Raw genomic sequence first — 15684 nt, forward strand, 5'->3', positions numbered from 1 at the left:
ATTAAAGGATAATAAATGTTAAGTATCAAAGATTTGCAGGTTGGTGTTGAAGATAAGTCGATTCTGCGCGGCCTCAACCTTGAGGTGCGTCCGGGCGAAGTGCACGCCATTATGGGCCCGAACGGCTCCGGGAAAAGTACGCTCTCCGCGACCCTGGCCGGGCGTGAAGATTACGAAGTGACCGGCGGCAGCGTGGAGTTTAAAGGCAAAGATCTGCTGGAGCTGTCACCGGAAGATCGCGCGGGCGAAGGCGTCTTTATGGCCTTCCAGTATCCGGTAGAGATCCCGGGCGTTAGCAACCAGTTCTTCCTGCAAACGGCGCTGAACGCGGTGCGTAAGTATCGCGGCGAAGAGGCGCTGGATCGCTTCGATTTTCAGGATTTGATGGAAGAGAAGATCAAGTTGCTGAAGATGCCAGAAGATCTGCTGAGCCGCTCGGTTAACGTCGGCTTCTCCGGCGGTGAGAAGAAGCGGAACGACATCCTGCAGATGGCGGTGCTGGAGCCGGAGCTTTGTATTCTTGATGAGACCGACTCGGGCCTCGATATCGATGCGCTGAAGATTGTTGCTGAAGGGGTGAACGCGCTGCGCGATGAGAAGCGCGCCTTTATTATCGTCACCCACTACCAGCGCATTCTCGACTACATCAAACCGGACTTTGTGCATGTGCTGTATCAGGGGCGCATCGTGAAATCAGGCGATTTCACGCTGGTTAAGCAACTGGAGGAGCAGGGCTATGGCTGGCTTACAGAACAGCAGTAACGCGCTGCAACAGTGGCACCATCTGTTTGAAACAAAGAGAGGCGCGCACTCCGCCACGGCTGAGCAGCACCTGCAACAGATGCTGCGTCTCGGCCTGCCGACGCGTAAACATGAGAACTGGAAATATACGCCGCTGGATGGCCTGTTAAATAGCCAGTTTGTCGCCAGCAATGCCACCCTCGACGCCGCGCAGCGTGATGCGCTGGCGCTGCCGGTGGATGCGCTGCGGCTGGTCTTTGTCGACGGGCTGTTCAGCGCGGAGCTGAGCGACGACACCACTGATTCCGGGTTTGCAGTGACGGTAAGTGAGGCGGGTGAAAACCTGCCTGCGCCGGTGCAGCCGGAGGTCTTTTTACACCTTACCGAAAGCCTGGCGCAGAGTATCACCCGCATCGAGGTCGCGCGCAACCAGCGCCCGGAAAAGCCGCTGCTGCTGATGCACGTTACGCAAGGGCTGGCCGGGGAGGAGATGAACACGGCGCACTATCGCCACCATATCGCACTGGCGCAAGGCGCGGAAGCGACGGTTTATGAACACTATGTCAGCCTGAACGACGCAAGCCATTTCACCGGCTCGCGCTTCACCATGCAGGTTGGTGCCAATGCGCGGCTGCACCATGTCAAGCTGGCTTTTGAGAACCCGCTCAGTTACCACTTTGCCCATAACGACATTGTGCTCGGCGACGATGGCGCAGCCGACAGCCACAGCTTCCTGCTCGGCGGCGCGGTGTTGCGACATAACACCAGTACCCAGCTGAACGGTGAAAACACGCAGCTCAATATCAACAGCCTGGCGATGCCGGTGAAGAGCGAAGTGTGCGATACCCGCACCTGGCTTGAGCACAATAAGGGCTACTGCAACAGCCGCCAGCTGCATAAAACCATTGTCAGCGGTAAGGGGCGGGCGGTGTTCAACGGTCTGATCAAGGTGGCGCAACACGCCATTAAGACCGACGGGCAGATGACCAACAACAACCTGCTGCTCGGTCGTCTTTCGGAAGTGGATACCAAACCGCAGCTGGAAATTTATGCCGATGACGTCAAGTGTAGCCACGGGGCGACCATTGGCCGCATCGACGACGAGCAGATGTTTTACCTGCGCTCGCGCGGCATTGATGAGAACGCGGCGCAGCAGATGATCATCCATGCCTTTGCCGCTGAGTTGACCGAAGCCATCAGCGACGAGGCGCTAAAACAGCAGATTCTGGCGCGTATCAGCCAGCGTCTTGCAGGGGGCGAAGCATGAGTTTTCCCGTGAACGAGGTACGTGCCGATTTTCCGGTACTGCAACGTGAAGTAAACGGACTCCCGCTGGCATATCTCGACAGCGCCGCCAGCGCGCAAAAACCGAATGCGGTGATCGATGCCGAAGCGGAGTTTTTCCGCCACGGTTATGCCGCCGTGCATCGCGGCATCCATACGCTCAGCGCAGAAGCGACGCAGAAAATGGAAAATGTGCGCGTACAGGCCGCTTCTTTCCTCAACGCGCGTCTGCCGGAAGAGATCGTATTCGTACGCGGTACCACTGAAGGGATCAACCTTGTCGCTAACAGCTGGGGCAACAGCCAGGTAAACGCGGGCGATAACATCATCATCAGCGCTATGGAGCACCATGCCAACATTGTGCCGTGGCAGATGCTCTGTGAGCGGGTTGGTGCAGAGTTACGCGTTATTCCGCTTAATCAGGATGGCACCCTGCAACTGGAGGCATTACCTGGGCTGCTGGATGCGCGGACCAGACTGCTGGCGATCACCCACATCTCTAACGTGCTGGGTACCGAGAACCCCGTTGCTGAAGTCGTCGCGCTGGCGCATCAACACGGCGCGAAGGTGCTGGTGGATGGCGCGCAGGCGGTGATGCACCATGCCATTGATGTGCAGGCGCTCGATTGCGACTTCTATGTCTTCTCTGCCCATAAACTCTACGGCCCGACCGGCATTGGTGTGCTCTACGCCAAAGAGGATATTTTGCAGGCGATGCCACCGTGGGAAGGGGGCGGGGCGATGATTGCCACTGTCAGCCTCACTGAAGGCACGACCTATGCGAAAGCGCCGTGGCGCTTCGAGGCCGGTACGCCAAATACCGGCAGTATTATGGGCTTTGGTGCGGCGATGGAGTACGTCACGCGCCTCGGTCTGGAAGCGATTGGCGAGTATGAAGAGACGCTGATGCGCTACGCTCTCGATGCGCTGCGCGAAGTACCGGATCTCACGCTCTACGGCCCGGCCGACAGAAAAGGGGTGATTGCTTTTAATCTCGGCAAACATCACGCCTATGACGTGGGCAGTTTCCTCGATAATTACGGTATTGCGGTGCGCACCGGTCACCATTGTGCGATGCCGCTGATGGCCTTCTATAATGTCCCGGCGATGTGCCGCGCGTCGTTCGCGATGTACAACACGCATGAAGAGGTGGATCGTCTGGTTACCGGCCTGAAACGTATTCATCAGTTACTGGGCTAACAGGGAGCAAGAGATGGCCGCACTACCCGATAAAGATAAGCTGTTGCGCAACTTTAACCGCTGCGCCAACTGGGAAGAGAAGTACCTCTACATTATTGAGCTGGGCCAGCGCTTACCGGCGCTGAGCCCTGAAGCGCATAACGCAGACAATCTGATTCAGGGCTGTCAAAGCCAGGTGTGGATTGTGATGCAGCGAAATGACGAGGGCGTGATCGAGCTGGCCGGCGACAGCGATGCCGCCATTGTCAAAGGGCTTATCGCGATTGTCTTCGCCCTCTATCAGCAGATGACCCCGCAGGATATTATTGCCTTCGATGTCCGCCCGTGGTTTGAAAAACTCGCCCTGACGCAGCACTTAACCCCTTCGCGCTCGCAGGGGCTGGAAGCGATGATCCGCGCCATCCGTACCAAAGCTGCCAATCTTAGCTAAACTCAAAAGACCCTTCTATCCTGTTTACGCGGGGCGCTTGCCGCCTCGCTGATTCTTCAGCTTTCTGACAACCTGTCAGTGATTACAGGAAACACAGCATGAAACGCGCGTCTTTACTTTTTCTCTCACTTTTTGGTGCATTAAGCACGCTTAGTCTGGCCCATGCGGCGGAGTACAGTCTGCCTGCAAACGGCGGTCGGCTGATTGGTCAGAACCAGACCTACACCGTACAGGCCAGCGATAAAAACCTGCAGGCCATCGCCCGCCATTTTGATACGGCGGCCATGTTGATCCTTGAGGCGAATAATACTATCGCGCCGGTGCCTGCACCGGGTACGACGGTGACGATCCCGACGCAGATGCTGCTGCCGGATACGCCACGGGAGGGGATTGTCGTCAACCTGGCAGAGCTGCGTCTCTACTTCTATCCGCCGGGCAAAAACAGCGTGCAGGTCTACCCGATTGGGATTGGTCAGCAGGGGCTGGAAACGCCGGTGTCGGTGACCCGCATTAGCCAGAAGATCCCTAACCCGACCTGGACCCCGACCGCAGGTATCCGTGCGCGATCGCTTGAGCGAGGCGTGGAGCTGCCGAAAGTGGTACCCGCCGGGCCTAATAACCCGTTGGGACGCTTTGCCATGCGTCTGGGGCTTGGTAATGGCGAATACCTGATTCACGGCACCAATGCGCAGGACAGTGTAGGGTTGCGCGTAAGCTCCGGTTGTATCCGCATGAACGCGCCGGACATCGAAGCGCTGTTTGCTCAGGTCGCGGCGGGCACGCGGGTAGCCATCATTAATGAACCGGTGAAGTATGCCGTAGAGCCTGATGGTAAGCACTACATCGAAGTGCATCGCCCGCTGGCGCAGACCGTTGAACAGGACACGCAAACGCAGCCCATCGTCTTCTCGCCAACCCTTGGCGCGTTTATCGAGCAGGCAGGCGGGGATCGTACGATGATTGAGAAAGCGCTCTCTCGTCGTGCCGGTTATCCGGTTAACGTTGCTGGCGGGAAAGTCACCCCTGCGTCAACCGCAGTGTTGTCGGTACAAAACAGCATTAAGCCGACTGCGGGCATCGAAGGGCAGAGCGAAGCGATGATGCAGTAGGTAAGAGAGGATAGAAGGAAGGCAAAAAAAATGGCGCACAGTGTGCGCCATTTTCATTACAGGTACTCTTACTTACGGTAAGAGTGAGCCTGGTTGTCCAGACGCTGGTTAGCGCGAGCTGCGTCGTCTTTAGCAGCCTGAACGTCAGAACGCACTGCGTTCACGTCGTTGCTCAGCTGGTCAACTTTAGCGTTCAGAGTCTGAACGTCAGAAGACAGCTGATCGATTTTAGCGTTGCTGGAGCAACCAGCCAGCAGAGTAGAACCCAGGATTACCGCGCCCAGTACCAGTTTAGTACGATTCATTATTAATACCCTCTAGATTGAGTTAATCTCCATGTAGCGTTACAAGTATTACACAAAGTTTTTTATGTTGAGAATATTTTTTTGATGAGAATGCACTTAAATTTGCTCGTTCGCTCAAAGAAGCATCGACTTTGTTCTAACTTGCTAAAAACGCCTATTAAAACAGCTGATTCTCATCGGATTCATCTTAGATAAAGGGTGATTTAAATAGCAAAATCCGATTGAAACTTTTAATTCAATCCTCAGAGAAAAATATTAAAAAAAAAGCGCCGTATAGGCGCTTTTTTAATCTGTCGGAAAGTCCGGTCTTTATTACAGGACGTGGACAGATGCGGTGTTGGTGGTGCCGCTCGGAACCAGTGCGCCGGAGACCATCACCACCACCTCGCCTTTGCTCGCCAGGCCGCTTTCCAGCGCGACTTCTTTACCCAGACGGTAGAAATCATCGGTAGAGGAGATCTCTTTCACCAGTTGGGCAACAACGCCTTTGCTCAGCACCAGCTGACGCGCGGTCACTTCGTTAGTGGTCAGTGCCAGAATGGTGGCATCCGGGAAATATTTACGCACGGCACGCGCAGATTTACCGCCCTGAGTGGCGACAACGATCAGCGGCGCTTCCAGCTTCTCAGCGGTTTCCACTGCGCCACGGCAAACAGCTTCGGTAATACGCAGTTTGCGGCTGTCGTTGTTGTAGTCCAGACGGCTGGTCATCACGCGGTCAGTACGTTCGCAGATGGTTGCCATAATAGAGACCGCTTCCAGCGGGTATTTCCCTTTAGCGGATTCGCCAGAGAGCATCACGGCATCGGTGCCGTCGAGGATGGCGTTCGCCACGTCGCCAGCTTCAGCGCGGGTCGGACGCGGGTTTTTGATCATGGAATCGAGCATCTGGGTGGCGGTGATCACCACTTTGCGCGCGCGAATACATTTTTCGATCATCATCTTCTGCGCGAAGATCACCTCTTCAACCGGGATCTCAACGCCCAGGTCGCCACGGGCAACCATGATGCCGTCGGAGGCTTCAAGGATCTCGTCGAAGTTGTTCAGCCCTTCCTGGTTTTCGATTTTGGAGATGATCTGGATATTTTCGCCGCCGTGCGCTTTCAGGTGCTCACGGATTTCAACCACGTCAGAACGCTTACGGATAAAGGAAGCGGCAACGAAATCGACGCCTTGCTCGCAGCCGAAGATCAGATCCTGCTTATCTTTTTCCGCCAGTGCCGGCAGGGCGATGGAGACGCCCGGCAGGTTCACACCTTTGTTTTCGCCAAGATCGCCGTTGTTCAGCACTTTACAAACAACTTTATTCCCTTCAATGGCAGTCACTTCCATACCGATCAGGCCATCGTCGACCAGCACGGTATCGCCGACGCTCAGGTCGTTGGTGAAACCTTCATAGGTCACGGCAACGGTGTCGCTGTTACCGACCACGGATTTGTCGGTGGTGAAGGTGAAAGTCTGACCCGCTTTCAGCGAAACGTCGTTACCGCCTTCCAGTTTGATGGTGCGGATTTCCGGACCTTTGGTGTCCAGCAGGATGGCCGCTTTCTTACCGGTTTTGCTCATCACGTTGCGCAGGTTCTGGATGCGCTGGCCGTGCTCAGCATAATCACCGTGAGAGAAGTTCAGACGCATGACGTTCATGCCCGCGTCCAGCATTTTGGTCAACATCTCTTCGGATTCGGTTTTCGGCCCGATGGTGCATACAATTTTGGTCTTTTTCATGACAGTTTCTGGTCTTTAAGTTTGGGTTGAGAAGGAATAGGAATTCACGCTCCGGGATGCGCACGGCGCCGGAGTCAAACCTGTGTTGCGAAAAGAGCGATGCCACTGACTAAGGATAGGTGACATCAAAAAAGCGTGCAGAGGAATGTGTGCCTGAGGTTCAGCCAGCCTGGGGAAACATTGATGTGAGTTATCTGCTTTACAGTTCAATCAGCTGAATCCATTCAAATTAGGATGGCGGCATTATAGCGTCCACAGTGGCAGAAAGGAATTAAAAACGCTGTTTCAAAACAGGAATCGCTCACCATTATCGTTTCGTTATGCAACTGTTATCACATAATTGCGCAACCGTTGCATCGCCGCAGGCGTTCCCTTTCGCCTGTATGTGAAGCTGGCAGCGGTGTAAGCCCGGGCAGATTTTGCGGCAATAATATTGTACAGCTGCGCATATGTTTTATTATCGAACCTCTCTTTCATCTAACAGAATTGGCAATAAGAAAGTTCTCTATATGACAGTTAACCCAGGCTTACTGCTCAGGAATTTAATGGATAAAAGATGAACTACTTGCAGTTTAATTAATTATCACGATAGCCATTTTTTTTAATCACATTCGATAGAAAGCCCGCCGGATATATCGTTTATTTAGCCAGCAATATCTCGAAAATATATCTCATATTTCCAAATCAATATCACGTTTTTATACGAAATTTAGATTAAGGAAAATCCTAAAACGCTTGCATTTAAGCGTGGCTAACTTTTTGTTTTAGTTAGTTTCTGCAAACGCAGCGTGAAAATGCCTAAATGCTAAGTCATTGATATATTTGAATCTTAACTTTTTGAGATAATTTGCAATAAAGCGCGGCGTAACTACGCTTAAGCGACTCTTAATGAGTCACAAAAATTCATAAAAAGATTTATTCCGGAGAATGTCTCCCGGAGGTCGGCTGGTGCCTGCTCATTATTACCGCCAGCCCTATTAAATGCGTTCACTCTTGATGAAGGTTAGGCGATGACGACGTCCACTGTTGCTGGTCATGGATATGCTTTTATTTCACCGCCAGAAATACCGACCCAACAGGGGCCGATGGGTATTCTGTATGATTTTAATGACGGTGCCCGTTTACTGTTGCCGGAAGGTAACTGGCGGGTAGAAATAAGCGATGACGAAACGGGAAATATCCTCTTTGCTGACGATGTCGGGCAGGGATGGGTCATCAGTACAAAAAAATATTATGTGCCGTTTCGTCTGCGAGTGTGGGACAGGGTTAAGTCGGAGCCCGTGCTGGATCATGCGCTGGATATGCGCGGTAAAAGGGTACTGGTCTCATTTCCCAGCGGTACGCTTGGCGATCTTGTCGGCTGGGTGCCTTACGCCGAACGCTTCCGGCAGACCTATCAGTGCAATGTCGACTGCACCCTGGCGCAGCCGATTGTCGAGCTCTTCGCGCCGGTCTATCCGCAGCTCAATTTTTTCACTCCAGAAAACTGGCAGGCCGGGCCTGGCGTGGCTACGCCGCCTTACGCGAGCTGGCGCGTTGGCCTCTTTTTTAACGGCGATCTCGACAAACAACCCTTTGATTTTCGTGCTGTAGGCCTGCATCGCACCGCCGGGAATATTCTCGGCGTCGACCCGACCGAAATCATTCCCGATCTGCGCCAGCACACCCCGCGCCGCATCGCTGAACCCTATGTCTGCATCGCTACCCAATCTACCAGCCAGGCCAAATTCTGGAATAACGGCACCGGCTGGCATGAGGTTATCGACTATCTGAAAGCGCAGGGCTACCGCGTGCTCTGTATCGACAAAGAGCGCGTGGTCGGGCGCGGTTACGTCTGGAACAAAATCCCCCACGGCGCGGAGGATTTCACCGGCAATCTGCCGCTGGCAGAACGCGTGGCGCTGCTGGAGCACGCGGAGTTTTTTATCGGCCTCGGCAGCGGTCTCTCCTGGCTTGCCTGGGGCTGCCATATCCCGGTGGTGCTGATCAGTGGCTTCAGCCTGCCAAACAGCGAATTTTATACCCCATGGCGCGTCATCAATACCCATGTCTGCAACGGCTGCTGGGATGACGTGCGGCTCAACTTTGATCATCAGGACTATTTCTGGTGTCCGCGCCACAAAGGCACGGACCGGCAGTACGAGTGCACAAGATTTATCACTGGCAAGCAGGTCATCGGTCATTTACGTCGGCTGATGGCTCTGCGAAGCAATCCCTTTGGCATCAAAACAACAGCATTGGCAGACCCCAATCAACACGCCGCCTAGCGGATGCGAGACGGGTTTCGAGGACATTGAAATGAAGAAAAGTCTTAACTGCAGTTACCGGCTGGTGTGGAATGACGTTCAGCGGGCGTTCGTGGTGGTTTCAGAACTGACACGGGCGAAAGGCAAGCGCGCAGGCGGCGCGGTATTGATCTCGGCGGCGGTGGGCGGTCTGTTCGCCAGCAGCGGGGCGATGGCATTCACCCCGGATGTCACCGATTCGGTTCGGGATGAGGTGGTGCAGGAGGGCGTACAGAACGTGCGCACCGGCGGATTAACCACTAATCATACCATTGGCAACCGTGGTACCCAGATTGTAGCAGGCGGTCAAACTGTCGATACCCGCGTTCAGGATGGCGGTTCGCAGATTGTGCGCCAGAACGGCCAGACCACCGGTACCGTGGTCACCAACGGCGTACAGATTGTGGAAGTGGACGGCACCGCAACCGGCTCGCAGCTTAATAGCGGTGGTACGCAGGCGGTCTCCGGCAAAGCGAGCGGCACCGTTGTCGGTGCAGGCGGCGTGCAGACCGTATTGCAAAGCGGGCTGGTAAGCCAGACGGTGATTAACAATGGCGGCGTGCAGGCCGTCAATGGCACCTCAGTTGAGGGCGTCGTCAACGCTGGCGGCACGCAACTTATCAACAGCGGCGGCTTCTCACAGGATGCGACGGTCAACAGCGGTGGTAGCCAGCATGTTAACGTCGGCGGTTCCGCCGCCGATACCGCTATCTTTGGCGGCGGCAATCAAATTGTTGCCGGTACGGTATCCGGTGCACACCTCAATGACGGTGGCGCGCAGCTGGTTCAACAAACCGGTAAAGCCATCGGCACCATCATCAATAACCGCGGCACTCAGACCGTCGACGGCACCGCGATCTCGGCCGTGGTCAACGGCGGCGGTACCCAACTGGTGCATAGCGGCGGTCTGGCTGCGGGCACCACCGTCAACAACGGCGGCATCCAGCATATCAAACAGGGCGGCGCAGCCTCAGACGGCGTCGTGTTTGGCGGCGGCACCCAGGTGCTCTCGGGAACCGCATCCGGCACCAGCGTCAGCGACGGCGGTGCGCAGTTAGTTCAGGAGACCGGTAAATCCACCGGGACCATCATCAACAATCGCGGCACCCAGACCGTTGACGGTCAGGCGATCGACTCTGTCGTCAACGCGGGTGGTACGCAGCAGGTTAACCGCGGCGGTCTGGCGACCGGCGGCGTGGTCAACACCGGCGCTCTGCAGCATATCAGCGTGGGTGGAGCAGCATCAGATGCCACCCTGCTCGGCGGCACCCAACTGGTGGAGGGCATGGCGTCTGGTACTGTCATTAATAACGGCGGTTTGCAGCAGATCCACGCCAGCGGCATGAGCAAAGACGCGGTGGTTAACGCGGGCGGCGAACAGGATGTCGACGGCGTTTCACTCTCGGCAGAGGTGAACGACGGCGGTCTGCAAAAAGTGCGCAGCGGCGGTAGCGCAACCAGCGCAGTGATCAACACTGGCGGGATCCAGAGCGTGCTTACGGGCGGTTCAACCGTTGCCACCACGCTGTTGGGCGGTATTCAGCAGTTAGCGGGCGTGGCGGCAGACACCATTATCGGTGCGGGCGGCGTACAGCATGTTCAGGTGGGCGGTAGCGCGACGGGATCGCTTATCAACGAAGGCGGTCTGCAGCGCGTAGACGGCACGGCCACCTCCTCGGTTATCTATGACGGTGGCACGCAACTGGTCAATAACGGCGGCCTGGCGAAGAGCGCTACCGTAAACAGCGGCGGCCTGCAGCACATCAATGTTGGCGGAGCGGCGTCCGACACCACGGTGTTTGGCGGCGGTAAGCAGGTTGTTGCCGGGACGGCGTCCGGGACCAGCATCAATAACGGCGGTCATCAGCTGGTGCAGGCCACCGGTAAAGCCACCGATACCATCATCAACAGCGGCGGTACCCAGGCGGTAGATGGCACAGCGATCGCGGCGGTGGTCAATGATGGCGGGGTACAGCTGATCCACGCCGGCGCGCTGGCCAGCGGTTCGCAGGTGAACAGCGGCGGTCTGCAACACATTAACGAAGGCGGCGCGGCCTCCGATGCGCTGCTGTTTGGCGGCACCCAGATTGTCGAAGGGACGGCGTCCAACACCCGCGTGGACGCAGGCGGCGTACAGCAGGTACACGTGACCGGCAAAACCACCGACAGCAAAATCTATGACGGCGGTTTCCAGGATGTTGACGGCACGGCGAACGGCACCATCGTCTACAGCGGCGGCAAACAGCTGATCCGCAGCGGCGGTCATGTCAACGATACCCGCGTTGATAAAGATGGCGTGCAGATTGTGCGGGCCAACGGTGCGGCTTCGAAAACCACCCTGCTGGGGGGAACACAGCAGGTTGCCGGTCTGGCGGGTGATACGGTCATCGGCGACGGCGGTATTCAGCATGTGCAGGTGGGCGGTAGCGCCACCGGATCGCTCATCAACAGCGGCGGTTTGCAGCGCGTTGATGGCTCGGCGACCTCAGCTGTAGTCAATAACGGCGGTGTGCAGCTGGTGAACAGCGGCGGGCTTGCCGCGGGCTCCATTGTTAACAGCGGTGGCCTGCAGCACATTAATGTCGGCGGTGCGGCCTCTGACGGCACGGTATTCGGCGGCGGTAAACAGCTGGTAGTGGGTACGGCTTCAGGCACAAGCGTCAGTGATGGTGGCCAGCAGATCGTGCAGGCGAGCGGCAAAACTACCGATACGCATATCAACAGCGGCGGTGTACAGAGCGTCGACGGTAATGCCACTTCATCAGTCGTACGCAACGGCGGTACGCAATTGGTGAACAGAGGCGGTCTGGCGGCAGGCACCACGGTACACAGCGGCGGCTTGCAGCACATCAATGTTGGCGGTGCGGCCTCCGACGGCACGGTGTTTGGCGGCGGCAAACAGGTGGTTGCGGGCACGGCGTCCGGCACCAGCCTGAGCGATGGCGGTATGCAGCTGGTTCTTGAGAGCGGTAAAACCACCGATACCCATATCAACCGCGGCGGCGTACAGAGCGTGGATGGCACCGCTATCTCCTCAGTTGTTAACGATGGCGGTCAGCAGATCGTTAACTACGGCGGCCTCGCGGCCGGTTCAATCGTGAAAAACGGCGGTGTGCAGCATGTCTCCGCGGGTGGTGCGGCTTCCGACGGCACGGTGTTCGGCGGCGGTACGCAGCTGGTTGAAGGTACGGCTTCCGGCACCAGCATCAGCGACGGCGGGGTGCAGCTGATCACCAAAGGTGGTCAGGCACGCGGCACGCTGGTCAACAGCGGCGGCGTCCAGCGCGTCGACGGTCAGTCGTTCGATGCGGTGATCAATAACGGCGGTCAGCAAATTGTTGACCCGTACGGCTGGTCGCGTCAGAGCGTGATTAACGCGGGCGGCAAGCAGATCCTCAGCAATGCGGCGGTGGCGATCTCTACCGTGCTGAACGGCGGTGCGCAGCATGTCAATAATGGGGCGAAATCTTTCGCCGCGCGCGTGCTGGGCGGGACGCAGAATATCGGCAGCGGCGGCCAGGCCTTCGAAGCGCGTATTGAGAAGGGCGGCGTGCAGAACGTTAACGATGGCGGTTATACCTACGGCGGTACGATCTCTGCCGGTGGCAGACAAAACGTTGCGTCTGGCGGCGTTACCGACTTCACCTTCGTCGATGGCGGCCTGCAGGTGGTTGATGGCACGTCGATTGTCAGCATCGTAAAAAATGGCGGGCGTCAGGTGGTCAACAAAAATGCCAACGCCGAAGTCTCTATCGTTACTGATGGCGGTATCCAGGAGGTGTTCGGTACCACTACCGGTTCGGAGATCACTCGTGCAGAACAGCGTATCTACAGCGGCGGTTCAGCTATCTCTACTGTGCTGAACGACGATGCGGTACAGGGGATTTACGACGGCGCAGTGGTCACCGATACCCGTAACCGCCACGGCATCCAGAATATCTACAGCGGTGGTCGTGCGGAAAACAATCTGATGGATAACTTTGCGGTGCAGAATATCGCCGCCGGGGGAACGGCGGTCCGCACTTCGTTGGGTAACGACAGCCAGCAGAACGTGCGCGGTAGCGCGGTAGATACCGACCTCTCCGCGAACAGCGTGCAGAACGTCTACCGCGGTGGCAGCGCGACACGCACCACGCTCTATGAGCGCGGTACGCAGAATATCTACAGCGGAGGCTCATCTGATTTCGCCGTCATCAACGTCGGCGGGGTGCAGAACGTGCTGACCGGCGGCACCGCCAGCAACACCACCATTAACGATGGCGGTACGCAGAACGTCAACAGCGGCGGGACGGTGATCTCCACCATCATCCGCGAGGGCGGCATCCAGAACGTTAATGACGGCGCAATCGTCATCGACAACAAGGTGGTTGGCGATCAGGTGGTGAATCAGGGCGGTACCGTTGCCTCCAGCACCGTCAGCGAAAACGGCGCTCAGAGCGTCACCTTCGGCGGCAAGGCTATTGCCACTACCGTCAGCAAAGGCGGTGCCCAATTCGTTCGCGCCGGGGGCGTGGCGGATCTGACGGCGATTGAGCGCGGCGGCATGCTGGCGCTGGAAGATGGCGCTACGGTCACTAACATCAACCTCAACAGCGGCGCAGCGCTGATGGCGGGTACAAACACCACGCTTAACGGCACCAATGCCAATGGCAGCTTCTCCATTGCCAATAAGATCGCCAATAGCCTGCTGCTGGAAAGCGGCGGTCTGCTGTCGGTTGCTGCGGACGGCGTCGCCAACAACACTGTAGTCAGCGAGAAGGGTACGCTGAACGTTGCCGAGGGCGGCATGTTGACCGGGGTCACCAAAGTCAGTGATGGCGGCACCCTGGCTGGTAACGTTAATAACGCCGGCGAACTGCGCATCACCACCGAGAACAGCGCCAGCACCGTTAACGCGGCGATCAGCGGCAATGGTACGCTCTATAAAGAGGGTAACAACACCCTGACTCTGAGTGGTGGACTGAATCAGGCGGGCGGCACCTTCCTGCAGAGCGGTACTCTGGTATTCAGCGGGCTTGATGCGGTGACCGACATTATCGCCCAGGCCGGCACTTCGCTGCAGTTGACCAACGGCTCCACGCTGACGGGGATGATCGACCCGACCGACCTGACCGTGGATGCGGGTTCTAACTGGCTAATGACCGACAGCTCGCTGCTCGATAACCTGACGCTGGGCGGCACCATTGATTACCAGGCACCGACCGGGGCGTTTGTACCGAAAACCCTGACCGTCACTAACCTCGTGGGCAATGGCGGCACCATCACTCTAAACACTCGGTTTGATGGTGATACCGCAGTGAGTGACAGCCTGGTGCTGGATGGCGGCACCGCCTCCGGTAGCACCAATATCGCCATTCGCAGCCAGGGTGGCCTGGGGGCACGTACTAGCGGTAACGGCATTCAGGTAGTAAACGCCATTAATGGCGCGACCACCACCGATGATGCTTTCCGTCTCGAGGGCAGCCTGCAGGCGGGTGCCTATAACTACACTCTGCAACAGGGCAGCGCTGACGAGAGCTGGTATCTGACCACCGCTGAGGCGGGTGGTAACGCAGATGGCCCGCAGAACTACCGTTCGGCGATGTATCTCTACAGCTCTGTCTACGCCCAGGCGATGGATTATGACAGTGCGCTGCTCGGCTCGCTGGATGCCCGTCGCTACGCGGCGCGTACCCCGACCGAAGGCGGCAGCAATATGTGGGCCCGCTTCCAGGCAGGTCAGCTGAGCCACGATCACGGCGGCAGTGACCTGAGCAACGGCAACACGCCGGAAAGCAAAGGCGGCTACACCTTCCTGCAGATCGGTAGCGATCTGTGGCAGGGTTCAGGCTCTGGCATGGAGTGGACCGCCGGGATCTACGGTGCGGCGGGTCTCTCTGCCATTGACGTGCAGCGTAACAACAAGTCGAAAGCCGGTACGGTACGCGACGACGCTTACAGCGGCGGCCTCTACCTAAACGGCGTGCATGAGAGCGGCTGGTGGATGGATGTGGTGGCGCAGGGGACTCGCCACAACTTCGACACCAATCCGCGCGACGGCGACGGCCTGAAAACCCACGGCTGGGGCTATGTTGGCTCCTTCGAAACCGGTCTGCCGTTTGAGATTGGCAGCGGCCTGGTACTGGAACCGCAAGTGCAGTACCAGTATCGCGGCGTGAACCTGAAAGATGGCAATGATGATGTGGCTGATGTTCAGTTCGGCGACGGTCACAGCCAGCAGGTGCGTGCTGGTCTGCGTCTGGGCAACAACGCGACGCTGAAGGAGAGCGGCAAGCCGGTACCGGTAAGCTGGTTTATCCGTCCGTCCTTCATCCAGACTTTCGACTCGAAGGGCACGCTGAATGTCAGCGCACCGGGTGTAGCGGGCAGCGAAACGTCATTCAATCCGGATCAGGATGGCACCGCAGCAGCGCTGGATATCGGCATCGACGGCCAGATCCGCGATAACGTGACCCTCGGGGTGCGCGCGGGCTATACCCGCAGCATCGATGACGCCGGTACTGGCGGCTACGGCGGTCAAATCACGCTGAAAGTCGGCTTCTGATAAGCCTTGCAGTAACATAAAAGCCGCGCCGCAAGGTGCGGTTTTTTTTATCTGTGTTTTC

The 15684-nt window shown here is 57.2% G+C and carries 9 protein-coding genes; 7 read left to right on the forward strand and 2 right to left on the reverse strand.

Going from position 1 to position 15684, the window contains the following annotated elements; all coding sequences use genetic code 11:
- Positions 1 to 15 precede the first annotated feature (15 nt).
- The 5 genes from sufC (at position 16) to HF650_RS10420 (ending at position 4764) form a co-directional block, all read left to right on the forward strand.
- Complete coding sequence (gene sufC / locus HF650_RS10400) at positions 16 to 762, forward strand: Fe-S cluster assembly ATPase SufC (protein ID WP_187802288.1); 747 nt, start codon at positions 16 to 18, stop codon at positions 760 to 762.
- Positions 737 to 2008 (forward strand): Fe-S cluster assembly protein SufD, encoded by a 1272-nt coding sequence (gene sufD, locus HF650_RS10405; protein WP_187802289.1) that lies wholly within the window; start codon positions 737 to 739, stop codon positions 2006 to 2008. Before sufC ends, sufD begins: the two co-directional genes overlap by 26 nt.
- Positions 2005 to 3225: a cysteine desulfurase SufS gene (sufS, locus tag HF650_RS10410; RefSeq protein WP_187802290.1), complete on the forward strand. Its 1221-nt coding sequence runs from the start codon at positions 2005 to 2007 to the stop codon at positions 3223 to 3225. The genes sufD and sufS overlap by 4 nt, the downstream gene beginning before the upstream one ends.
- Before the next feature lie 13 nt (positions 3226 to 3238).
- Positions 3239 to 3655: a cysteine desulfuration protein SufE gene (gene sufE / locus HF650_RS10415; RefSeq protein ID WP_187802291.1), complete on the forward strand. Its 417-nt coding sequence runs from the start codon at positions 3239 to 3241 to the stop codon at positions 3653 to 3655.
- Positions 3656 to 3753: 98 nt separating this feature from the next.
- Complete coding sequence (locus HF650_RS10420; protein ID WP_187802292.1) at positions 3754 to 4764, forward strand: L,D-transpeptidase family protein; 1011 nt, start codon at positions 3754 to 3756, stop codon at positions 4762 to 4764.
- 68 nt (positions 4765 to 4832) lie between these two features.
- Here the strand turns inward: HF650_RS10420 and HF650_RS10425 are convergent, their stop codons facing one another.
- Together HF650_RS10425 and pykF are read right to left on the reverse strand one after the other, a co-directional pair.
- Positions 4833 to 5069, reverse strand: coding sequence for a major outer membrane lipoprotein (locus HF650_RS10425; protein ID WP_006118977.1), 237 nt, complete (start codon positions 5067 to 5069; stop codon positions 4833 to 4835).
- Between the two features lie 312 nt (positions 5070 to 5381).
- Entirely contained in the window at positions 5382 to 6794 is a 1413-nt protein-coding gene (pykF, locus tag HF650_RS10430; RefSeq protein ID WP_187802293.1) for a pyruvate kinase PykF, read from the reverse strand.
- 1010 nt (positions 6795 to 7804) lie between these two features.
- Between pykF and HF650_RS10435 the strand changes: the two genes are divergently transcribed.
- A complete protein-coding gene (locus HF650_RS10435; RefSeq protein ID WP_187802294.1) occupies positions 7805 to 9061 on the forward strand; it encodes an autotransporter strand-loop-strand O-heptosyltransferase in 1257 nt (418 codons plus the stop codon).
- 31 nt (positions 9062 to 9092) lie between these two features.
- On the forward strand, positions 9093 to 15623 hold the full coding sequence (locus HF650_RS10440) for an AIDA repeat-containing protein (protein ID WP_187802295.1): 6531 nt from the start codon (positions 9093 to 9095) through the stop codon (positions 15621 to 15623).
- Positions 15624 to 15684: the final 61 nt, after the last annotated feature.

The sequence above is a fragment of the Kosakonia sp. SMBL-WEM22 genome (assembly GCF_014490785.1).
In the GTDB taxonomy this organism is placed as follows: Bacteria; Pseudomonadota; Gammaproteobacteria; order Enterobacterales; family Enterobacteriaceae; genus Kosakonia.